19 protein-coding genes and 2 tRNA genes are annotated in these 21,259 nt (G+C 64.6%); 4 read left to right on the forward strand and 17 right to left on the reverse strand.

Annotation, left to right across the window (positions count from 1 at the left end; genetic code table 11):
• Positions 1-109: 109 nt before the first annotated feature.
• The 5 genes from CSC74_RS03220 to ppsR form a co-directional block, all read right to left on the reverse strand.
• Positions 110-835 carry a hypothetical protein gene (locus CSC74_RS03220; protein WP_162312962.1) on the reverse strand — a complete coding sequence of 242 codons (726 nt, stop codon included), beginning with the start codon at positions 833-835 and terminating at the stop codon, positions 110-112.
• A 166-nt stretch (positions 836-1,001) separates the two neighbouring features.
• Positions 1,002-1,077 (reverse strand) — tRNA-Glu (locus CSC74_RS03225).
• A 44-nt stretch (positions 1,078-1,121) separates the two neighbouring features.
• A tRNA-Ala gene (locus CSC74_RS03230) sits at positions 1,122-1,197 on the reverse strand.
• A gap of 122 nt (positions 1,198-1,319) precedes the next feature.
• A complete protein-coding gene (locus CSC74_RS03235; RefSeq protein ID WP_162312963.1) occupies positions 1,320-1,814 on the reverse strand; it encodes a DUF1249 domain-containing protein in 495 nt (164 codons plus the stop codon).
• A gap of 154 nt (positions 1,815-1,968) precedes the next feature.
• Positions 1,969-2,790 (reverse strand): posphoenolpyruvate synthetase regulatory kinase/phosphorylase PpsR, encoded by an 822-nt coding sequence (ppsR, locus tag CSC74_RS03240; RefSeq protein WP_162312964.1) that lies wholly within the window; start codon positions 2,788-2,790, stop codon positions 1,969-1,971.
• A gap of 147 nt (positions 2,791-2,937) precedes the next feature.
• Between ppsR and ppsA the strand changes: the two genes are divergently transcribed.
• Positions 2,938-5,310 (forward strand): phosphoenolpyruvate synthase, encoded by a 2,373-nt coding sequence (gene ppsA / locus CSC74_RS03245; protein ID WP_162312965.1) that lies wholly within the window; start codon positions 2,938-2,940, stop codon positions 5,308-5,310.
• Positions 5,241-6,239, forward strand: coding sequence for a mechanosensitive ion channel family protein (locus CSC74_RS03250; protein WP_425501431.1), 999 nt, complete (start codon positions 5,241-5,243; stop codon positions 6,237-6,239). Before ppsA ends, CSC74_RS03250 begins: the two co-directional genes overlap by 70 nt.
• 43 nt (positions 6,240-6,282) lie before the next feature.
• On the opposite strand, the gene orn is transcribed toward CSC74_RS03250, so the two are convergent.
• Positions 6,283-6,846 (reverse strand): oligoribonuclease, encoded by a 564-nt coding sequence (gene orn / locus CSC74_RS03255; RefSeq protein ID WP_162312967.1) that lies wholly within the window; start codon positions 6,844-6,846, stop codon positions 6,283-6,285.
• Between the two features lie 105 nt (positions 6,847-6,951).
• Here orn and CSC74_RS03260 point away from each other — a divergent pair, with 105 nt between their 5' ends.
• On the forward strand, positions 6,952-7,419 hold the full coding sequence (locus CSC74_RS03260) for a DUF2721 domain-containing protein (protein WP_162312968.1): 468 nt from the start codon (positions 6,952-6,954) through the stop codon (positions 7,417-7,419).
• Between the two features lie 91 nt (positions 7,420-7,510).
• On the opposite strand, the gene tadA is transcribed toward CSC74_RS03260, so the two are convergent.
• The 5 genes from tadA to folD all read right to left on the reverse strand — a co-directional run bounded on the left by tadA (position 7,511) and on the right by folD (position 13,212).
• On the reverse strand, positions 7,511-7,987 hold the full coding sequence (gene tadA, locus CSC74_RS03265; RefSeq protein WP_162312969.1) for a tRNA adenosine(34) deaminase TadA: 477 nt from the start codon (positions 7,985-7,987) through the stop codon (positions 7,511-7,513).
• On the reverse strand, positions 7,987-8,973 hold the full coding sequence (locus tag CSC74_RS03270) for an aldo/keto reductase (protein WP_162312970.1): 987 nt from the start codon (positions 8,971-8,973) through the stop codon (positions 7,987-7,989). The genes tadA and CSC74_RS03270 overlap by 1 nt, the downstream gene beginning before the upstream one ends.
• Before the next feature lie 73 nt (positions 8,974-9,046).
• Complete coding sequence (gene guaA, locus CSC74_RS03275) at positions 9,047-10,630, reverse strand: glutamine-hydrolyzing GMP synthase (protein ID WP_162312971.1); 1,584 nt, start codon at positions 10,628-10,630, stop codon at positions 9,047-9,049.
• A gap of 125 nt (positions 10,631-10,755) precedes the next feature.
• Positions 10,756-12,213 carry an IMP dehydrogenase gene (gene guaB, locus CSC74_RS03280; RefSeq protein WP_162312972.1) on the reverse strand — a complete coding sequence of 486 codons (1,458 nt, stop codon included), beginning with the start codon at positions 12,211-12,213 and terminating at the stop codon, positions 10,756-10,758.
• A 138-nt stretch (positions 12,214-12,351) separates the two neighbouring features.
• The gene (gene folD, locus CSC74_RS03285; protein ID WP_162312973.1) at positions 12,352-13,212 is read right to left on the reverse strand and encodes a bifunctional methylenetetrahydrofolate dehydrogenase/methenyltetrahydrofolate cyclohydrolase FolD; all 861 of its coding nucleotides are present in this window, start codon (positions 13,210-13,212) and stop codon (positions 12,352-12,354) included.
• A 164-nt stretch (positions 13,213-13,376) separates the two neighbouring features.
• Here folD and CSC74_RS03290 point away from each other — a divergent pair, with 164 nt between their 5' ends.
• Positions 13,377-13,673 carry a DUF1244 domain-containing protein gene (locus CSC74_RS03290; RefSeq protein ID WP_162312974.1) on the forward strand — a complete coding sequence of 99 codons (297 nt, stop codon included), beginning with the start codon at positions 13,377-13,379 and terminating at the stop codon, positions 13,671-13,673.
• Positions 13,674-13,685: 12 nt separating this feature from the next.
• Here the strand turns inward: CSC74_RS03290 and CSC74_RS03295 are convergent, their stop codons facing one another.
• From CSC74_RS03295 to der, 6 genes are all read right to left on the reverse strand, one after another.
• On the reverse strand, positions 13,686-15,530 hold the full coding sequence (locus CSC74_RS03295) for a monovalent cation:proton antiporter-2 (CPA2) family protein (protein WP_162312975.1): 1,845 nt from the start codon (positions 15,528-15,530) through the stop codon (positions 13,686-13,688).
• A 74-nt stretch (positions 15,531-15,604) separates the two neighbouring features.
• On the reverse strand, positions 15,605-16,795 hold the full coding sequence (locus CSC74_RS03300; RefSeq protein WP_211369538.1) for a low temperature requirement protein A: 1,191 nt from the start codon (positions 16,793-16,795) through the stop codon (positions 15,605-15,607).
• A gap of 49 nt (positions 16,796-16,844) precedes the next feature.
• A complete protein-coding gene (locus CSC74_RS03305; RefSeq protein ID WP_162312976.1) occupies positions 16,845-17,090 on the reverse strand; it encodes a hypothetical protein in 246 nt (81 codons plus the stop codon).
• 127 nt (positions 17,091-17,217) lie between these two features.
• Complete coding sequence (gene moeB, locus CSC74_RS03310; RefSeq protein ID WP_162312977.1) at positions 17,218-18,381, reverse strand: molybdopterin-synthase adenylyltransferase MoeB; 1,164 nt, start codon at positions 18,379-18,381, stop codon at positions 17,218-17,220.
• 181 nt (positions 18,382-18,562) lie between these two features.
• Entirely contained in the window at positions 18,563-19,780 is a 1,218-nt protein-coding gene (locus CSC74_RS03315) for a molybdopterin molybdotransferase MoeA (RefSeq protein ID WP_162312978.1), read from the reverse strand.
• Between the two features lie 27 nt (positions 19,781-19,807).
• Entirely contained in the window at positions 19,808-21,208 is a 1,401-nt protein-coding gene (gene der / locus CSC74_RS03320; protein ID WP_162312979.1) for a ribosome biogenesis GTPase Der, read from the reverse strand.
• Positions 21,209-21,259: the final 51 nt, after the last annotated feature.

The following is a 21,259-nucleotide window of genomic DNA, read 5'->3' on the forward strand; positions in this document are numbered from 1 at the left end:
CTTACTCATGACCGCGCCCTGTTCCTTTCGCTGAGTGGCATCCATCGCTGGTGCAAAGGCGTGCTGCCGGGGGCATGAGTAGATTGCCGTTCCAATCGGCCGGCTGGTATCAGACGACACCGCCTTCTGGTGTAGGAATAGTCTGACCCCCCGGCGATGCTGAGTGGTGCGGCTGAACTGTAGGGACAGCTGCTCCCTGAAATGCTTGCTGAATTACATCTTCGATTTGATTCGACACCTGCAACAGTCTGAACTGGTGGTTGGATAGTTGAGGGAGCCGTCGCGTTCTCACTTTTGATATTTCGCGCGGGACGCCCTCTTGGTCCATCTCACGTCGAATATCCAAACTCAACTCGGTGCCTTCTTCCAGAAGCGCTGCGAAGTGCAGAACGGGAGTAAGCGCCTCTGGGAAATAGAGTAAAGCAAGGGTGTGTGCCTTCTTCCCAATGGTGTGGAAGAGCTTCAACTCGTGGAACAGGTGATTCTCGCCCTGCTCCCGGAACGTATTCATGGCATCACGCACTTCGTTGAGTAGTTCCTCCGCCTTCACTCGACGCAAGGTTTTCCACTCACGGGTTGCCCAATCTTGGTGCGCGAAATCCGTGCGGATCTGCTCGGTGAGCCGAGTGTTATCGCGCAATTGGCGCGTGAGTTCCTGGAAGTCTGACCTGATTGCCGCGACCTCCCCCCGTTTTCGGAAATAGGCACCCGCGTACGCGCCAATGGCTGCAGTGACGAGAGTCATCAAACCCCACAGTACGTAGAAGCGCCAGTCGTTGACCAAGGACTCTTCGGCCATCGCCCGAGCCAGCGCTTTCAGATCAATGGAATCCAATTTGCCCCCTAAACCGCATTTGTGCCTCGAAGCGTACTCCCGACATGGTCCTTGCACTCGATCGGACAGTCGTTGCTCGGGGGCAACTTCAGTGCAGGGAATTCCGGAAAGGCTGCGGAAGAAACGACTTAGGCCCGGTTGCCCGGGCCTAAGTCGTTGAATCAATTGGCGTCCCCACGGGGATTCGAACCCCGGTGTCCACCGTGAAAGGGTGGTGTCCTAGGCCTCTAGACGATGGGGACGTGGAACTTGTTCCCTATCCTGGATCGGCCTGATCCCAGGATATTGGTGGAGCCAGGCGGGATCGAACCGCCGACCTCCTGCATGCCATGCAGGCGCTCTCCCAGCTGAGCTATGGCCCCACGGGCTGGAAGGGGCGGAATTCTAGCTAGCGTCCACGGATCGCGCAAGTGTTGCGTTGCGAAAAAATAAATTTGCTTCAGTTTCAGCGTCGCTCCGCAGAGTCATCGCCGACATGCAAGGGCTAGTCGGCTGCTTCCAGCGCAACGACCAGGTCGTCATGGCGGCGCAAGGTCGCCACGCCATGGCCGCTTTCGGCCAGGTACTCCAGCCACTTGCCCAGGAAGGTGTTCATGCGCATGCGGTGGCTGATCAGTTCCGCCGGCGGCGGGTACATCCCGATCACGTCCTGCCAGCGCCGGCCCACGTAGCAATGCGTGGCCTCGGCCTGGCGCGCATCGCGGTACAGGCGCACGAAAGCCGAAGGATCGAGTTCGCCGGTCTCGGGATCGCGCAAGGCGTAGGTCAGGCGCAACTCCACCGTGTAGCGGTGGGTCTCGATCACGTCCAGGTACACGTCCAGCCCGTCGCCGATGCTGGACACATAGCGCCCCGGAACCAGATCGGCCGGTGCGAACAACCGGGACAGGCGCGCGTGGTTCTCCGCGTACAGCGCCATCAGCCAACCGAAACGGTTGAGTTTGGGGATGCTGGCGGGACGGGCGAGTGCTTGCGTCATGACCCGATCCTACACGCTGGATCGCGATCGCGGCAGCATTGACGGAATGCGATGGACGGCCTAACTTGGGCGCTTCTCCGGACACCTCCTCCGCAGCCCTTTCCGCACGCCTCCGGCCTGCGCGACCAATCTGCGCGATCCGCGCCACCTTCCCCTAGAACATTTCCCGCTGCAGGCCCAGGGTCGACATCACCTTGCTCGAGATTTCCTCGATGGAGGTGTGGGTGGTGCTGAGCGTGGGAATGCGCTCGGCCTGGAACATGCGCTCCGCCGCCGCCACCTCGCTGATGCAGGTTTCGAGCTTGGCGTAGGTGGAATTGGGCCGGCGTTCCTGGCGGATCTGCTGCAGGCGCTCCGGGTCGATGGTCAGGCCGAAGATCTTGCGCCGGTAGGCGCGCAGGCGCGCCGGCAGGCGATCGCTTTCCAGGTCCTGGTCGGTGAGCGGATAGTTGGCCGCGCGGATCCCGTAATGCAGCGCCAGATACACACAGGTCGGGGTCTTGCCGGCCCGCGACACCGCCACCAGGATCAGGTCGGCCTCGTCGTAGTTGATGGCGATGCCGTCATCGTGGGTCAGGGCGTAGTTCATCGCGTTGATGCGGCGGTGGTAGGTCTCGAAATTGACCAGGCCGTGGGCCTGCCCTATCCGGGATTGCCGCAACGCGCCCAGTTCCTGTTCCATGGGCTGGATGAACGGCGCGAACACGTCCAGGGTCAGCGCCCCGCTTTCTGCGAGAACCTCGCTGATGGCCGGATCGACGTTGGAATGGACGACGATCGGCCGCGACTCATGGCGCAATCCAGCCTCGCGGATGCGGTCTGCGGCCGCACGGGCCTTGGCGAGGTCGTCCACGAAGGAAATCCGGTCGGTGACGAAACTGAACCCGGTGAACTGGGTCAGCAGGCTATGGCCAATGGTTTCCACGGTAATACCGGTACCGTCGGAGACATAGAACACCGGGCGCACGTTCGACATCGATCCTTCTCCCTCGTCAACACGAAAAACACCGTCAGATCAAGCTTGTCTGCGCTTGTCCCGCACTGCATCATAGCGATTCTTCCCCTGGACGCGGCCCTCGCCGTAGCCTTCGGCGAGGCGCACGGCCGCTTTGGAGCAATGCGCTTGAACCAGAACATCCTGTGGTTGCACGACCTGCGCCTGGCCGACCTGGCCCGGGTAGGCGGCAAGAATTCCTCGTTGGGCGAAATGATCGGCCAGTTGGCCAACCTGGGGGTTTCCGTTCCCGGTGGCTATGCGACCACGTCCGAGGCCTTCAAGGACTTCATCGCCCACAACAACCTGTCCAAGCGCATCTTCGACAAGCTGGCCACGCTGGACGTGGAAGATGTCGATGCATTGACCCTCGCCGGCAAGGAAATCCGCGGCTGGGTCATCGACGCGCCGCTGCAGCCGCAGCTGGATGCGGACATCCGCAGCGCTTATCGCAAGCTCGCCGACGAAAACGGCGGCGGCGACATCGCCGTGGCCGTGCGTTCCTCCGCGACCGCCGAGGACTTGCCCGACGCCAGCTTCGCCGGCCAGCAGGAAACCTTCCTCAACGTGACCGGCGCCGACGACGTGGTGTTGAAGGTCAAGGAAGTCTTCGCCAGCCTCTACAACGACCGCGCCATCGCCTACCGCGTGCACCATGGCTTCAAGCACGAGGACGTGTTCCTGTCGGCCGGCGTGCAGCTGATGGTGCGTTCGGACGTCGGCGCTTCCGGCGTGCTGTTCACCCTGGACACCGAATCCGGCTTCCGCGACGTGGTCTTCGTCACCTCCAGCCTGGGCCTGGGCGAGATGGTCGTGCAGGGCGCGGTCAACCCGGACGAGTTCTACGTGTACAAGCCGACCCTGCTGCAGGGCAAGCCGGCGATCCTGCGCCGCTCGCTGGGCAGCAAGCTGCTGCGCATGGTCTATTCGGACCAGCCCGGCGAGCGGGTGAAGATCGAGGACACGCCGGTCGAACTGCGCAACAAGTTCTCCATTTCCGATGAAGACGTGCAGGCGTTGTCGACGCAGGCACTGACCATCGAGAAGCACTACGGCCGCCCGATGGACATCGAGTGGGCCAAGGACGGCGTCAGCGGCAAGCTCTTCATCGTGCAGGCCCGCCCGGAAACGGTGAAGTCGCGCGCCAAGGCCACCCAGATCGAGCGTTACCACCTGCTCGAGCGCGGCGAAGTGATTTCCGAAGGCCGCGCCATCGGCCAGAAGATCGGCAGCGGCGTGGCCCGCGTGGTGCGCAGCCTGGCCGACATGAACCGCGTGCAGCCCGGCGACGTGCTGGTCGCGGACATGACCGATCCCGACTGGGAGCCGGTGATGAAGCGCGCCTCGGCCATCGTCACCAATCGCGGCGGACGCACCTGCCACGCGGCGATCATCGCCCGCGAGCTGGGCGTGCCTGCGGTCGTCGGTACCGGCAACGCGCTGGACCACATCGAGGATGGCAAGGAAATCACCGTCAGTTGCGCCGAAGGCGACACCGGCTTCATCTACGGCAGCACGTTGAAGTTCGAGCGCATCACCACCGACCTGACCGACATGCCCCCTGCCCCGCTCAAGATCATGATGAACGTGGCGAACCCTGAGCGCGCCTTCGATTTCGGCCAGTTGCCCAACGCCGGCATCGGCCTGGCGCGCCTGGAAATGATCATCGCCAGCCACATCGGCGTGCACCCGCTGGCGCTGCTGGAATACGACCGTCAGGACGCCGAGACCAAGCGCAAGATCGACGCCAAGACCGCCGGCTATGCCGACCCGGTCAGCTTCTATGTCGATCGCCTGGCCGAGGGCATCGCCACCATCACCGCCTCGGTCGCGCCGAACCCGGTGATCGTGCGCCTGTCCGACTTCAAGTCCAACGAGTACGCGAACCTCATTGGCGGCAGCAACTACGAGCCGCACGAAGAGAACCCGATGATCGGCTTCCGCGGCGCCAGCCGTTACGTCGATCCTTCGTTCGAGCCCGCGTTCGCGCTGGAATGCAAGGCGGTGCGCAAGGTCCGTAACGAGATGGGCCTGGACAACCTGTGGGTGATGATTCCGTTCGTGCGCACCCTGGACGAAGGCCGCAAGGTCATCGAAGTGCTGGCCAAGCATGGCCTCAAGCGCGGCGAGGATGGCCTGAAGATCATCATGATGTGCGAGGTTCCGTCGAACGCGTTGCTCGCCGACGAATTCCTCGACATCTTCGATGGCTTTTCCATCGGTTCCAACGACCTGACCCAGCTCACCCTGGGCCTGGACCGCGACTCCAGCATCGTCGCCCACCTGTTCGACGAGCGCGACCCGGCGGTGAAGAAGCTGCTGTCGATGGCGATCAAGTCCGCCAGGGCCAAGGGCAAGTACGTCGGCATCTGCGGACAGGGTCCGTCGGACCATCCCGACCTGGCCGACTGGCTGATGCAGGAAGGCATCGAATCGGTATCGCTGAATCCCGATACCGTGGTCGATACGTGGCTGCGGCTGGCCAAGCTCAAGGCGCAATGATCCAGGCGAAGGCCACCACTGCAGCGCCCGCGGATATCGTGAAGGACATCCGCGGGATCGACTGGCTGGGATTGCTGGAAACGTGGGGTCTGAAGCTGCTCGCCGCAGCGCTGATCTTCCTGATCGGCAAGTGGCTGGCCAATCGCTTCAGTGTCGGGCTGGAACGCGTGCTGGGGCGCGCCCACGTCGATTCCACGCTGTCCGGTTTCCTGCGCCGGATCAGTTATGCGGTGATGCTGGTACTGGTGATCATCACCGCGTTGAGCGCGATCGGTGTTCCCACCACGTCCATGTTCGCATTGCTCGGCGCCGCCGGCCTTGCGGTAGGCCTGGCGCTGAAGGACTCGCTGTCCAATATCGCATCGGGCGTCATGCTGATCGTCCTGCGCCCCTTCCGGGCTGGCGACCATGTGGTCGTCGCCGACCAGGAAGGCACGGTGCTGGAAGTACGCATTTTCCAGACCAGGATCCGTGCGTTCGACCAGCGTCTGATCATCCTGCCCAACAGCACCATCACCACCGCACCGATCATCAATTATTCGTCCCTGCCCACCCGGCGCATCGAAATCGCGGTGGGCGTTGGCTACGACGACGACCTCAAGCTTGCCCAGGAGATCCTGCTGCGCCTGGCGCACGAGAATCCCATGGTCATCGACGACCCCGCGCCCTTCGTGCAGGTCACCAACCTCGGCGAGAGCAGCGTCGAACTCAAGCTCTTCGCCAACTGCAAGAATCCGGACTATGGGGACGCGAAGAGCGCGTTGACCCAGGCGATAAGGAACGAGCTGATCGGGAACGGGCTTTCCATCCCCTACCCGCAACGCGACCTCAACGTCTACCACCACAATGCCGATGGCAAGCCGCTAAGCGAGATCATGGCCCGCTCGGTCGCCGATGACGGCGACATCGCGCCCAAGCCGCAATCCTGACCAGGTCGTCTTGCGTCGCTCCTACGCCCTACGATGCGTCAGGTCACTCGCCGGCGAGTTCGGCCAGGTGCTTGCGGTAGTGCTTGAGCTCGTCGATGGAGTCGCGCACATCGCTCAGCGCCGTATGCGTCGACTGCTTGCGCACGCCTTCCAGCACCCTGGGGGCCCAGCGCCGCGCCAGTTCCTTCAAGGTGCTGACATCCAGGTTCCGGTAATGGAAGTATTTCTCCAGCCTCGGCATCAACCGGTGCAGGAAGCGCCGGTCCTGGCAGATAGAATTTCCGCACATCGGCGAGGCGTTGGCCGGCACCCATTGGGAAAGGAAATTCACCGTCTGCGCCTCTGCCTGGCCCAGGGTTACCGTGCTTTCCAGCACCCGTTTCCATAAACCCGACTTGCCATGCTGGGCCCGGTTCCAGTCGTCCATGGCTTCCAGTGCGGACAGCGGGTGGGCGATGGCGAATTCCGGGCCCTCGGCCAGCACATTCAATTGCGCATCGGTGACCACGGTGGCGATCTCGATGATCGAATCCTGATTGGTATCCAGCCCGGTCATTTCCAGGTCGATCCAGATCAGGCGGTCGCTGTTGGGGTTATGGGCAGGCATGCGTCGGTCTTGGTCCTTCGGGCTGCGCATCGCCAGCGGCGAGCGTGTTTTGCGGAAAGATCGCATTGTGACGCATCATAACGCAGCTCCCCCCAGGCACGGGCCATGCTCCAGAACACCGATCAGTACGTGCATTACGCCACGCTCACCGCGATGCTGGCGCCCGCGTTCTTCCTGACCGCGACCGCATCGCTGCTGTTGTCGGCCAACAACCGCCTGGCGCGGATCATCGATCGCGCACGCACGCTGCTGAAGGAACTGATCGATATCGAGGACCCGCTGCAGCGGGAGCTTTACGAGCAGCGCATCGCCCTGCAGCGGCGGCGCAGCCTGATCATCCTGCGCGCCGGGCAGTTGCTGTACATCGCCATCAGCCTGTTCGTGGGCACCAGCCTGGCGGTAGCTGCCGACAACCTGCTGGGCCACCGGCTGGGTGCGGTCCCGACCGTGCTCGCCGCGCTGGGCGTGCTGGCGATGTTCGCGGCCAGCATACTGCTGGCGCGCGAGTCGACATTGGCGGTGAAGGCGGTGAACGAGGAAATGGACCACCGCCATATCGCCAGGCGCGAATAAGCACGCAGGAGCGGGCCTTGCCCGCGATGCTTTCGCACGATGCGCAAAATCGAGAGCATCGCGGGCGAAGCCCGCTCCTACGGTCGTGACGTCAGTCGAGAAGTGGTTTGCCGCGCTTGGCCCTGAAGTAATTGGTCAAGCGCCGGCTGGCTTCTTCGGCTAGCAGGCCGGAGCTGACTTCCACCCGGTGGTTGTGGCGCGGATCGCCGACCAGGTCGAACACGCTGCCGCACGCTCCCGTCTTCGGATCCGATGCGGCGTAGACCAGCCTTGCGACCCGCGCATGCACCATCGCCATCGCGCACATCGCGCACGGCTCCAGGGTCACGTACAAGGTGCTGCCGACCAGGCGATGATTGCCGAGCCTCTGTCCGGCGCGGCGCATGGCCACGATCTCGGCATGCGCCGTGGGATCGTGTTCTGCCAGGTTGCGGTTCCAGCCTTCGCCGAGCAACTCTCCCTCCGCACCCACCAGCACCGCGCCTACCGGGATCTCGTCGTCCTCGCGTTCGGCCTTGTCGGCCAACATCAGCGCATGGCGCATCCAGGTTTCGTCGTCCATCACCATCACCAACGCTGGTGCACGTAGGGCTTGATGTCTTCGGCATAGATCCGCGCGATCGCGTCGACGACCTCGTCCGGCAACGGCGGCAGATCGGCGGCGGCGGCGTTGGCCCGCGCCTGCTGCGGATTGCGCGCGCCCGGGATCACGACGGTGACGGCCTCGGACATCAGTATCCAGCGCAGCGCCAACTGCGCCATCGTCGCATCGCCGGAAACCAGCGGCCGGATCCGTTCCACCGCCGCCAGGCCGACTTCGTAGGGCACGCCGGAGAAGGTTTCGCCGACATCGAAGGCTTCGCCGTTGCGGTTGAACTGGCGGTGATCGGTATTTTCGAAATGCGTGTCGCGGCTGAACTTGCCGCTGAGCAGGCCGCTGGCCAGCGGCACGCGGGCAATGATCGCCACGCCCTTCTCCTGCGCCTGGCGGAAGAAATGTTCGGCCGGGCGCTGCCGGAACAGGTTGAAGATGATCTGCACGCTGGCCAAGCCCGGGTATTCGATCGCCTTCAGCGCTTCCTCGACGCGCTCGACGCTGACCCCGTAGTGGCGGATCTTGCCTTGTTCGACCAGCCGCTCGATGCGCTCGAAGACTTCCGGGTGGTAGTACAGATCGGTCGGCGGGCAATGCAGCTGCAACAGGTCCAGGGTCTCGGTCGCCAGGTTCCTCAGGCTGCGATCGACGAAGGCGCTTAGGTTTTCCTCGCTGTAGCCGGCGACGGTCTGCTGCGGCAGGCGACGGCCCGCCTTGGTGGCCACGAACGGCCGGTCGCCGCCGCGTTCCTTCAACACCCGTGCGATCAGTTGTTCGGAATGTCCATCGCCGTAGACGTCGGCGGTGTCGATGAAGTCGACGCCGGCATCGAGCGCCGCGTGCAGCGCGGCGATGGCCTCGGCGTCATCGACCCGGCCCCAGGCGTCGCCAATGGCCCAGGCGCCGAAGCCGATTTCACTTATGGAACGGCCGGTGCGGCCGAAAATCCTGCAACGCATCTGTCCTACCTGCCTGTCGCCTGGGCTGTTTCCATCCCGAATGGGTATCGGAACCGTACCGGGCGAGTCGCGGTCATTCCCACTCGATCGTTGCCGGCGGCTTGCCGCTTATGTCATATACGACACGAGAAATACCACGCAACTCATTGATAATACGGTTAGATACTGTGCCAAGAAAGTCGTAGGGCAGGTGCGCCCAGTGCGCGGTCATGAAGTCGATGGTTTCGACCGCACGCAACGCGATCACCCATTCGTAGGCGCGCGCGTCGCCGACCACGCCGACCGATTTCACCGGCAGGAACACGGCGAAGGCCTGGCTGGTCTTGTCGTACAGGTCCGCCTTGCGCAGCTCCTCGATGAAGATCGCGTCGGCCTGGGCCAGCAGCTCGGCGTATTCGCGCTTCACCTCGCCGAGGATACGCACGCCCAGCCCCGGGCCCGGGAACGGGTGGCGGTAGACCATCGCCCGCGGCAGGCCGAGTTCGACGCCCAGGCGCCGCACCTCGTCCTTGAACAGTTCGCGCAATGGTTCGACCAAACCCATCTTCATGTGTTCGGGCAGGCCACCTACGTTGTGGTGGCTCTTGATCACGTGGGCCTTGCCGGTCTTGCTGCCGGCGGACTCGATCACGTCCGGATAGATCGTGCCCTGCGCCAGCCACTTGGCGTTGGCCAGCTTGTTCGATTCCTCGTCGAAGATGTCGACGAACAGGTTGCCGATGATCTTGCGCTTGGCCTCCGGATCGGCCACGCCTTCCAGCGCCTTGAAATAACGGTCGGCGGCGTTGACCCGGACGACCTTGATGCCCATGCCGCCTTTATCGGCTTCGCTGGCGAACATCGCCATCACCTGGTCGCCCTCGTTCCAGCGCAGCAAACCCGTGTCGACGAAGACGCAGGTCAGCTTGTCGCCGATGGCCTTGTGCAGCAGCGCAGCGACGACCGATGAATCGACACCGCCCGACAGACCCAGGATGACTTCATCCGAACCGACCTGTTCGCGTACGCGCGCGATCTGGTCGTCGATGATGTTGGCCGCCGTCCACAAGGTCTTGCAGCCGCAGATATCGATCACGAAACGGCGCAACAACGCTTCGCCCTGGCGGGTGTGGGTGACTTCCGGATGGAACTGCACGCCGTACCAGCGCTTGTCCTCGTTGGACATCGCAGCGACCGGGATGCGGTCGGTGACGGCGGTGACGGTGAAGCCGGGAGGAGCTTCCGCCACGTGGTCGCCGTGGCTCATCCATACATCGAGGCGCGGCGGCGTACTGGCGTGGTCGTTGAGGCCGGCGAACAACGCATCCGCTGCGACGACTTCCACTTCGGCATGGCCGAACTCGCGCGCGTCCGCGGCTTCGGTGGCGCCGCCCAGCTGCGCCGCCATCGTCTGCATGCCGTAGCAGATGCCCAGGATCGGCAGACCGGAATCGAAGACCTGTTGCGGCGCGGCCGGCGCACCGGCTTCGGTGGTGGATTCGGGGCCACCCGACAGGATGATTCCCTTCGCCCCGTAGGCCGCGATCTCGGACGGGTCGTGGTCCCAGGCCCAGATCTCGCAATACACCCCGATCTCGCGGATGCGACGCGCGATAAGCTGCGTGTACTGCGCGCCGAAATCGAGGATGAGGATCTTGTCGGTGTGGATGTTGGTCATGGGGCTGGAAACGAGTGGATGGAACTAGGAACGAGTGGGGAGGAACGAGTAAAAGCGGGAGGCGGATACACAAAGAGGAACCCGGACACTCGTTCCTCGTTCCTCTTCACTCGTTCCTCAAGCTCTCAGCCCATCCGGTAATTCGGCGGTTCCTTGGTGATCTGCACATCATGCACATGGCTTTCGCGCTGGCCCGCGCCGGTGATGGTCACGAAGCTCGGCTTCTTCTGCATGTCGTCGATGGTCGCGCAGCCCACGTAACCCATGGTGGCGCGGAGGCCGCCGATGAGCTGGTGGATGATGCTGCCGACCGGGCCGCGATACGGCACGCGGCCCTCGATGCCTTCGGGCACCAGCTTGTCGGCATCGGAGGAGTCCTGGAAATAGCGGTCCTTGCTGCCTTTTTCCATGGCGCCGAGACTGCCCATGCCGCGATAGCTCTTGTAGCTGCGGCCCTGGAACAATTCCACCTCGCCCGGCGCTTCCTCGGTGCCGGCGAACAGGCCGCCGATCATCACCGTGGAGGCGCCCGCCACTATCGCCTTGCCGATATCGCCCGAATAGCGGATGCCGCCATCGGCGATCAGCGGGATGCGTCCCTGCAAAGCTTCGGCCACCATGTCGATCGCGGTGATCTGCGGCACGCCGACGCCCGCGACCATGCGCGTGGTGCAGATCGAGCCCGGACCCACGCCGACCTTCACCGCATCCGCGCCGGAGTCCATCAACGCCAACGCCGCATCGCCGGTGACGATGTTGCCGCCGATCACCTGCAATTGCGGGAAGCGCTTCTTGATCCAGGCGACGCGGTCGAGCACGCCTTGCGAATGGCCGTGCGCGGTATCGACGATGACCACGTCCACGCCCGCGGCGACCAGCGCTTCGACGCGCTGGTCGGTATCGCCGCCGACGCCGAGCGCCGCGCCCACCAGCAGGCGCGTGGCGCTGTCCTTGGCCGCGTTCGGGTTGTCGGTCTTCTTCTGGATGTCCTTGACCGTGATCAGGCCGCGCAGCTCGAAGCTGTCGTTGATCACCAGGATCTTCTCGATGCGGTGCTTGTGCAGCAACTGCAGCACTTCGCCGTCGCTGGCGCCTTCGCGCACGGTGACCAGGCGATCCTTCCTGGTCATGATGTTGCGGACCGGGTCGTCCAGTTTGGTCTCGAAGCGCATGTCGCGGCTGGTGACGATGCCGAGCAACTGGCCGCCTTCGACCACCGGCACGCCGGAAATATTGCGGGCCCGGGTCAGCGCCAACACGTCGCCGATGGTGGTTTCGGGGGTGACGGTGAAGGGATCCTTGATAACGCCGGCTTCGAACTTCTTGACCTTGGCCACTTCGGTGGCCTGCTGCTCGACGCTCAGGTTCTTGTGGATGATGCCGATGCCGCCCAGTTGGGCCAGGGCGATGGCCAGGCGCGCTTCGGTCACCGTGTCCATGGCCGCGGAGACGATCGGCAGTTTCAGGCGCAGGTCGCGGGTCAGGCGCGTACCGAGGTCGACATCCTTGGGCAGGACGAGGGAATGCGCGGGGACGAGGGAAACGTCGTCGTAGGTGAGTGCTTCAGCCTGGATGCGTAGCATCGGCGGACCCGAGTGTGGGGAAGCGCGTAATTATACGACGAATCGGAACCCGGGCGCTCGGCTTTTTTTGTAGGAGCGGGCCTTGCCCGCGATGCTTTTGGGAACATTGCTGAAAAGCATCGCGGGCAAGGCCCGCTCCTACGGCAGGGCCGCTTCGGCCGCTTCCAGGGTGTTCTGCATCAAGGTGGCGACCGTCATCGGCCCTACCCCGCCCGGTACCGGGGTGATCCAGCTGGCTCGCTGCGCCGCCGCCTCGAAACCCACGTCGCCGACCAGGCTGCCGTCCTCCAGCCGGTTGATGCCCACGTCGATCACCACCGACCCCGGCTTGACCCATTCGCCCGGGATCAACCCCGGCCGGCCGGCAGCGACGACCAGGATGTCGGCATCGCGCACGCGTGCCTCGAGGACCGCCGCGGGGGTGAACTTGTGGCAGCTGGTGACCGTACAGCCGGCGATCAGCATCTCCAGCGCCATCGGCCGGCCCACGTGGTTGCTGACCCCGACGATGGTCGCGTTCTGCCCGCGGACCGGCTTGTCGGTGTAGCCCAGCAGGGTGGTGATGCCGCGCGGGGTGCACGGACGCAGGCCGAACTCGCGCAGGGCCAGGTGGCCGACGTTTTCCGGATGGAAGCCGTCCACGTCCTTGCGCGGGTCTATGCGGTGGATCAGGCGGCTGGCATCGGGGATTCCTGGCAGCGGCAGCTGCACGAGGATGCCATGGACCTTCGGGTCGGCATTGAGCTTGTCGATCAGTGCCAGCAGCTCGTTTTCCGAGGTGCCGGCAGGCAGGTCGTGGTCGAAAGCCTCGATCCCGACCTTCTCCGCCGCACGACGCTTGTTGCGCACGTAGACGGTGGAGGCAGGATCGCCGCCCACCAGCACCACCGCCAACCCGGGGCGCGACAGCCCCGCGGCGACCCGCGCGTCGACCTTGGTTTTCAGCTCGTCGAGCAGGTCTTCGGCGATACGGCGACCATCGAGGATGCGGGCAGTCATCATGGGCTTCAGGTGTAAAGTCTTGCGCGTATTCTCCCCGATTCCACCTGCCGGGTGTAGTTACCGCCTCGGCGCCACCTGATGCTGTGGGAGCGACGTCAGTCGCGATGCCTTCCCATTCCCTCTTCGCGACTTGCGTCGCTCCTACAACCTCAACCACGACCATGACCGACACCACCGAATTCGAAGCCGCCGCCTTCCGCCGCCTGCTGCGGCACCTCAACGTCGAACGCAGCGACGTGCAGAACATCGACCTGATGATCCTGGCCGGCTTCTGCCGCAACTGCCTGTCGGACTGGTACCGGGAGGCGGCCGGGGCCGCAGGCCAACCGATCGGCAAGGATGAAGCCCGCGAACGGATCTATGGCATGCCTTTCGCCGAGTGGAAGGCGAAGCACCAGAAGGAAGCGACGCCGGATCAACTGGCGGCCTTCGCCGAAGCGCAGCGACGCCACGGCTAGGCTGCCGGCACCCTACTCTTCCTCTTCCTCGCCGATGGCCTCGGCGGCCTCGTCGTTGAGCGGCCGGGCTTCGCGCTTGGGCTTGGTGAACGGGGTCGGCGTGGGCTTCGCTGGCGCTGGCTTGTTGCCATAGACCATCGACGCGCCGGCCTGCAGGTTGCCGCTGGCCATCTCCAGTTCGAAGCGCTCCGCGTCGCGTCGGCGGATCTGCTCGGCAATGGCATCGGCATCTTCCTGCGGCACGCCCACGCTCCTCAGCGCCGCCTTGCCGAATTCCACCGCCGACTCGAACGTCTCGCGGATCTGGAAGTCCACGCCCGCGCTGATCAGCGCCAGCGAGTGCTCGCGGTCGAACGAACGCACCAGCACCTGCGCCTGCGGGAACTCGTGCTTGACCAGTTCCACGATGCGGTTGGCCGCATCCTTGTCGTCGATGCAGATGGCGATGGATTGCGCGTTCTGCGCGCCGCAGGCGCGCAATACATCCAGCCGGGTGCCGTCGCCGTAATAGATCTTGAAGCCGAACTCCTCCGCGCTGCGGATCATCTCGATGTCGGTGTCGATGATGGTCACGTCCACGTCGCGGGCCAGCAAGGACTGGCTCATCACCTGCCCGAAGCGGCCGAAGCCGATGATCAGCACGCTGCCGGTCAGGCCGTTGGCCTCTTCGATGCCTTCCAGCGAGGCCTGGGCCCTGGGCGTCAGGCGCTTGAGCACGATCACGAACAACGGGGTCAGGACCATCGACAACACCACGATGGCGGTGAGGTTGGCGTTGACCGTGGCATCGATGATCCGTGCCGCCGCGGCGGCGGAGAAAAGCACGAAGGCGAACTCGCCGCCCTGGGCCATCAATACCGCCCGGTCCAGCGCTTCGGCATGCACGCTGTGCGTGATCCGGGCCACGACATAGATGCATAGCGCCTTCGCCGCCATCATCACCAGTACACCGGACAGGATCAGCGGCCAGTTGCCCGCGACCACGGCCAGGTCCAGCGACATGCCCACGCTGAGGAAGAACAGGCCCAGCAGGATGCCGCGGAACGGCTCGATATCCGCTTCGATCTGGTGGCGGAAGGTCGATTCGGAGAGCAGTACACCGGCCAGGAACGCGCCCATGGCCATCGACAGCCCCCCGATCTGCATCAACAACGCAGCACCCAGCACCACCAGCAGCGCCGCGGCGGTCATCACTTCGCGCGCCTTGGCCGCGGCGAGGATGCGGAACAACGGATTGAGCAGCCAGATCCCCGCGACGATCAGTCCGGCCAACGCGGCGATGCCTATGCCGATGCTGACCCAGCGGGAACCTTCGGCGTGGTCCGGCACCACCGGCGACATGAAGGCGATCATGGCCAGCAACGGCACGATCAGCAGGTCCTCGAACAGCAGGATCGAAACGATCTTCTGCCCCCGCGGCAAGGCGATGTCGCCGCGTTCGCCCAGCAGTTGCATGACGATCGCAGTGGAGGTCATCACGAAACCGGCCGCACCGACGAAAGAGACCGGCAGGCTGAATCCAAAGGCCAGTCCGACCCCCATCAAGGCCGTGATGCACAAGACGATCTGCAGCGTGCCCAGGCCGAAGATCTGCCGGCGCAGGCTCCACAGGTGCGAGGGCTGCATTTCCATGCCGATCACGAACAGGAACATCACCACGCCCAGCTCGGCCACGTGCAGGATGGATTGCGGATCGGAGAACCAGCCGAACCCGAACGGACCGATCAACAGGCCAGCGGCGAGATAGCCCAGCACCGAACCCAGGCCCAGGCGCCGGAAGATCGGAACGACGACCACGGCCGCGCCCAGCAGGGCGACGACCTTGACCAGGTCGGTGGAGACGAGTTCGGCGGCCAAACGAAGGTCCTGCGGTTGCGGTCGCTACAGGTTAACCGCTGTCGCCGCGATTCCGGTTAACCGTCGGCCGGTATTCACGGCACCGGGCGCGGCGGGCGGCGCAGGGCCAGGCTTTCCCAGGCCGCGACCAGGACCATCACGCTGGTGGTGGCAACGCCCAATTCCAAGGCGGAAAAATGCTGCCCGAAAGCGAATGGCGCGAGTACCGCCAGCAGCAGTAAGCCGACCAAATGCGACAACGGCGGCAGCTTGCGGTCGTTCGATGCCCACTTGAACAAGGCGTTGCCCAGCAGATACAGCGCGGGGCCGGCGAGGATGGTCGCGATGCCCATCGCCTCGGCGTGGCCCGGATGCACCAGCACGATCTCGTCGGCCACGGCGCAGACGATGACTCCGGCGATGATCAGCAGATGCAGATAGGTGTAGGCCAGGCGCGCGATCCGTCCCGGGTCGCTGGACTGGCTGATGCGATGGCTGGCGCGTTCCGCCGAGGTATCGAAGTACATCCACCACATCGCGATGCTGCCGAGGAACGAGGCCAGGAAGGCGGCGATGGTGGTGGCGTTCCACGAAGATTCGGCGAAGGTGGCGCCGGTGACCAGGATCGATTCGCCCAGCGCGATGATCACGAACAGGCCACAACGCTCGGACAGGTGGCCGCCATCGATATCCCATTCCGCCGTGCTTGAACGCCCCAGCCCCGGCACCCAGAACGCCACCGAGGGCGATACATATTCCACGGCAATGGCCAGCATCCACAGGATCGTGCGCTGCGGGTCATCCTCGAACCCGCCCCAGATCCAGAGCACCGCCGATATCAGGAACCACGCCAGGATACGGATGAAATTGCGGAACTGGGCGCGACTTTCGTTGCGCAAGGCCCACAGCATGAATAGCGTGCGGCCCACCTGCATGGCCGCGAAGACGCAGCCGAATACGACGCCCTTTTCGGCGAACGCCTCGGGTATCGAGGACGACAGCAACAACCCGCCCAGCATCAACGCGAACAGCAGGACGCGCACCGGCATTTTCTCGGGATCCAGCCAGTTGGTGAACCACGAGGTGAAGATCCACAGCCACCACACCGCCAGGAACAGCATCAGGGTCTGCAACGCGCCGAGCGGCGAGAGATGCGCCAGCAGCCCGTGCGAGAGCTGGGTGACCGCGAACACGAAGACCAGATCGAAGAACAGTTCGACCATCGACACCCGGCCGCTGTCGCGCTGGCCGCGCGTGCGTAGCAGCGAGCGGGAAACGGCGCTCATCGATCACCAACCGATGTCCTGGACGCTGCCCGGATCCGCGCCACGCGCATCAGCCGCGCCTCCGCGTCAGCACCCAGGCGGCGATCACCGGCACTGCGAAGATCGCCACCTGGATCGGCAATTCCTCCTGCAGCGAATAACCATGCGACATCCCGGCGTACAGGTTCCATGACGTCACCAGCAGCCATGCGCCGGTGAAAAGCCAGGCCGTGCCGACGCGCCCGGCGGGCTTGCTCAGCCACATCGCCAACCCCGCCAGGGCCAGTCCGATCAGGATAAGGACGATCGTGCGCATGCTTCTTCTCCCAGGTTTCCAGCGCCAGCCAGCTACCCTCGCCAACCCATGGATTGGCTGGCGGCGGGCACGACCCCGCAAGCAACGATACCGGGAAATACGCCCGTATCGATGCGTGGCGCCCAGATTATTCCGGCCGGTTCCCGCAGAACTGCTGGTAGTCGATATACCCGGGGAACGCCCTGCCCTCGGCGCAGACCACGCAATCCGGATCCGGGCGCAGACGCAGCTCCCGGAAGCGCATCGCCAGCGCGTCGAAATGCAGCAGGCGGCCACGCAAAGGCTCGCCGATGCCCAACAGCAACTTGATCGCCTCGTTGGCCTGGAGCAGGCCGATCACGCCCGGCAATACGCCCAGCACTCCCGCCTCCGAACAATTGGGGGCGAATTCGGGCGCCGGCGGTTCCGGGAACAGGCAGCGATAGCATGGCGCCTGTCCGCGATGGCGGCCGGCGTCGAACACGCTCACCTGTCCTTCGAAGCGCTGCACCGCGCCGTACACCAGCGGTATCCCCAGCTTCACGCAGGCATCGTTGAGCAGGTAGCGCACCGGGAAGTTGTCTGCGCCGTCGAGCACCAGGTCCACGCCGTCGAGCAGGCGTTCGATGTTGGCGGAGGTCACGCGTTCGGCGACCGCCTCGATGTCCGTACGCGGATTCAACGCCGACAGCGTGGCCTGGGCCGAAGCCACCTTGGGTTCGCCGATGCGCGCGTCGGTGTGCAGGATCTGCCGCTGCAGGTTGCTGCGGTCGACCACGTCGTCGTCGGCGATGCGCAACCGCCCTACCCCGGCCGCGGCCAGGTAGAACGCCGCCGGCGAGCCCAGCCCGCCGGCGCCGATCACCAGCACCCGCGAAGCCTGCAGCTTGAGCTGTCCGGCTTCGCCCACCTCGGGCAGCAGCAGATGGCGCGAATAGCGTTCGTTGAAATCCTGTCGGTCGGCGTCCAGTTCGGGCCTGACCACCGGCAGCTCTTCGGCGATCCAGCGCGTAGTGCCGCCGGCGACCGAGGCCAGATTCGCATATCCCGCCGCCTGCAAGGCCAGTGCGGCCTGCATCGAGCGGGCGCCGCCCTGGCAGATCAGCAGCAGTTCGGCGCCGCGATCCGGCAGGTAGACGCCGGGATCGGCTTCCAGCGTCGCCCGGGCGATGCCGAGCGCGCCTTCGGCCAGGCCATTGGCGCGTTCATGGGCTTCGCGCACGTCGACCAGCACCGCGCCGCGCAACTGCCGCTCGCGTGCCTGTCGGGGAGTGATTTCATCGATTGCCATGCGTTGATTATCCACCACCATGGCCGCATCGGTTCGGCGATGAGCAGGGTTGCCTCGCGGACAAGCCGTTGGAGCGCTCCTACAGGTGAATTTCCGACGGCTCGGCATACTGGTAGGTGCGGGCCTTGCCCGCGATGCTCTTCGTCCAGCCGGCGGCAATTCCAATAAAAGGCATCGCGCCCAAGGGGCGCTTCTACAAGGATCAATAGGTGATTATTTCCACGATGTCGTCCGCTGCGTACTCGCGCGATCCTTCGACCAGAACGATCAAGGCATCGCTTTCGGCGGCACCACGCAGGCGGTGCGAGGCATCGGCTGGATTGGGCAGGACCCGCAGCACGGCGTCCTCGCCGTATTCCAGGCGGCCGCGCAGGAACTCCAGGCGCTCGTGCGGCTTGCTCCACCAGGTCGTCAGCTTTGCGAAACGGCGCGCACGCGGCTCGGCCCTGCCCTGCAAACCATCCAGCAGCCCGCGTCCAAGGGTCAGGAAGGTGGACAGCACCGACACCGGGTTGCCCGGCAGTCCCAGGAACAGCGCCCGGTCCATCTCGCCGAACAGCACCGGCATGCCGGGCTTCACCTTCACTTTCCAGAAATGGATCGCGCCCTGCTCCGCCAGCAACGTCGGTAGATAGTCCTTTTCGCCAGCGGAAACGCCGCCGCAGGTGATGACCACGTCGAAGGCGGAAGCCGCGTCGCGCAACGCGGTTTCGATCCGCGCCGGATCGTCGGGCAAGGTCGGCCAGGCCACGGGTTCGAGCCCTTCGGCTCGCAGCAGGCCCATCAGCAGTTCGCGGTTGCTGTTGTAGATCTGCCCAGGTGCGAGTGCGAGGCCGGGTTCCACCAACTCGTCGCCGGTAGTGAACACCGCCACGGTCGGACGCCGCGACACCGCGAGTTCGGCCACGCCCAGCACCGCGGCGAGACTGATACGTGCTGGCGAAAGTACAGAGCCCGCTTGCAGCACTTCATCGCCAACCTGCACGTCCTCACCCGCGCGACGGATATCGGCTCCGACTTTGACTCCACCGACAACCGTGAGCCAGCCCTCATGCTCGCGGAAGTTTTCCTTGATGACCACGGTGTCCGCATTCCGCGGGATCGGCGCACCGGTGGTGATGCGCACGCATTCGCCGGGTCGCACGATCAGGTCCAGCGCAGGCCCGGCGAACTGCGCACCGGCGATGCGCAGCGAAACATCGCCCGCAGGATCGAGGTCCGCGTGGCGCAAGGCGAATCCGTCCATGCGGCTGTTGTCGAACGCGGGCGATGCGATCGACGCGATGACGTCCTGCGCCAATACCCGCCCATCCGCTCGCTTGATCGCGATCCGTTCGCTCTCCAGCCGTCGTTGTCCGGCGATCTCGCGCACGATGGACAGCGCTGTTTCGTAACTGATGCGTGTCGGGAAACCGCTCATCGGCTGGCGACGGACAGACGGAGCGACTTACTTGCCGCGCTTGACGTGCCGGATCAGCCGGCGCTTCTTGGCCACCTGCTTGTCGGTCAGCACGTTCTTCTTGCCTTCGAACGGATTGACCGAATCCTTGAAGATGAAGCGCACCGGCGTGCCCACCATCTTGAAACGCTTGCGGAAGAAGTTCTCCAGATAGCGCTTGTACGACTCGGGCAGGTTCTTCAGGCGCGTGCCATGGACCACGAAGGTCGGCGGGTTGAGGCCGGCCGGGTGGGCGAAACGCAATTTCGGCGCGCTGCCACGAACGGCTGGCGGCGGATTGGTCTCGTAGGCTACTTCTATCGCCTTGGTGACTTCGCTGGTGCCGTGTTCCTTGGTCGCCGAGGCATGCGCGCGATGGATGGCGCGGAACAGCTCGCGCAGGCCGGAACCGTGCTTGGCGGAAATGCGCACGCTCTCCGCCCATTCCACGAAATTCAGCTTGCGCGACAGCAGCGACTCGGTCTGTTCGCGCTGGTAGGTTTCCAGGCCATCCCACTTGTTCACCGCGATCACCAGCGCGCGGCCGGCATCGAGGATCGCGCCGAGCACGGTCGCGTCCTGATCGGTCACGCCTTCGGTGGCATCGAGCATCAACACCGCGACCTGGCACTGCTCGATCGACTGCAAGGTCTTGATGATGCTGAAGATCTCGACCGCTTCCTCGACCTTGGACTTGCGCCGCAGGCCGGCGGTGTCGACCAGCCGGTACTGGCGGCCATCCCGCTCCATGTCCACCGCGATCGAATCGCGGGTGGTGCCCGGCACTTCGGACGCGATCATCCGTTCCTCGCCCAGCAGGCGGTTGAACAACGTCGACTTGCCGACATTGGGACGACCGACGAAGGCGATGCGCACCCGCGCCGGATCGTTGTCCAGCACTTCGGTGGTGCCTTCCTCGGGCAGGCGCTGCTGCACTTCTTCCAGCAATTCGTCGATACCCGACCGGTGCGCGGCCGAGATCGTGACCACGTCGTTGAAGCCGTAGCGCGAGAACTCGGAAATCGCGGTGGATTCCTCCAGTCCATCGATCTTGTTGATCACCAGCATCGTGGGGCGCGCGCTCTTGCGCAGCCAGGTCAGGATGTCGTCGTCCAGGGTCGAGGCGCCTTCGCGGCCATCGACGATGAACAACACCAGGTCGGCTTCCTCCGCCGCGGCGCGGGCCTGGCGCGCGGTGGCGCCGGCCAGTCCTTCCTCTTCCCCGGCGATGCCGCCGGTGTCGACCACCATGAACGGGTTCTCCTCGTCCAGGCGGCAGATGCCGTAGTTGCGGTCGCGGGTCACCCCGGGCTGGTCGTGGACCAGCGCATCGCGGCTGCGCGTCAGCGCATTGAAGAGCGTCGATTTGCCCACGTTGGGGCGGCCGACCAGTGCAACGAGGGGAAGCATATTTGAAAGCCGGGAAGGAAAGTGGAGATCGGCGGCATGCACTGCAGGCCT

Source organism: Pseudoxanthomonas yeongjuensis, assembly GCF_010093345.1.
Lineage (GTDB): Bacteria > Pseudomonadota > Gammaproteobacteria > Xanthomonadales > Xanthomonadaceae > Pseudoxanthomonas_A > Pseudoxanthomonas_A yeongjuensis.

Bases quoted from the DNA above. Each gene is read 5' to 3' on its own strand.
- CSC74_RS03235 (WP_162312963.1), bottom strand. From the start codon at position 1,814: ATGACGCAAGCACTCGCCCGTCCCGCCAGCATCCCCAAACTCAACCGT.
- ppsR (WP_162312964.1), bottom strand. From the start codon at position 2,790: ATGTCGAACGTGCGCCCGGTGTTCTATGTCTCCGACGGTACCGGTATT.
- orn (WP_162312967.1), bottom strand. From the start codon at position 6,846: ATGCCTGCCCATAACCCCAACAGCGACCGCCTGATCTGGATCGACCTG.
- CSC74_RS03260 (WP_162312968.1), top strand. From the start codon at position 6,952: ATGCTCCAGAACACCGATCAGTACGTGCATTACGCCACGCTCACCGCG.
- tadA (WP_162312969.1), bottom strand. From the start codon at position 7,987: ATGGTGATGGACGACGAAACCTGGATGCGCCATGCGCTGATGTTGGCC.
- CSC74_RS03270 (WP_162312970.1), bottom strand. From the start codon at position 8,973: ATGCGTTGCAGGATTTTCGGCCGCACCGGCCGTTCCATAAGTGAAATC.
- guaA (WP_162312971.1), bottom strand. From the start codon at position 10,630: ATGACCAACATCCACACCGACAAGATCCTCATCCTCGATTTCGGCGCG.
- guaB (WP_162312972.1), bottom strand. From the start codon at position 12,213: ATGCTACGCATCCAGGCTGAAGCACTCACCTACGACGACGTTTCCCTC.
- folD (WP_162312973.1), bottom strand. From the start codon at position 13,212: ATGACTGCCCGCATCCTCGATGGTCGCCGTATCGCCGAAGACCTGCTC.
- CSC74_RS03290 (WP_162312974.1), top strand. From the start codon at position 13,377: ATGACCGACACCACCGAATTCGAAGCCGCCGCCTTCCGCCGCCTGCTG.
- CSC74_RS03300 (WP_211369538.1), bottom strand. From the start codon at position 16,795: ATGAGCGCCGTTTCCCGCTCGCTGCTACGCACGCGCGGCCAGCGCGAC.
- CSC74_RS03305 (WP_162312976.1), bottom strand. From the start codon at position 17,090: ATGCGCACGATCGTCCTTATCCTGATCGGACTGGCCCTGGCGGGGTTG.
- moeB (WP_162312977.1), bottom strand. From the start codon at position 18,381: ATGGTGGTGGATAATCAACGCATGGCAATCGATGAAATCACTCCCCGA.
- CSC74_RS03315 (WP_162312978.1), bottom strand. From the start codon at position 19,780: ATGAGCGGTTTCCCGACACGCATCAGTTACGAAACAGCGCTGTCCATC.
- der (WP_162312979.1), bottom strand. From the start codon at position 21,208: ATGCTTCCCCTCGTTGCACTGGTCGGCCGCCCCAACGTGGGCAAATCG.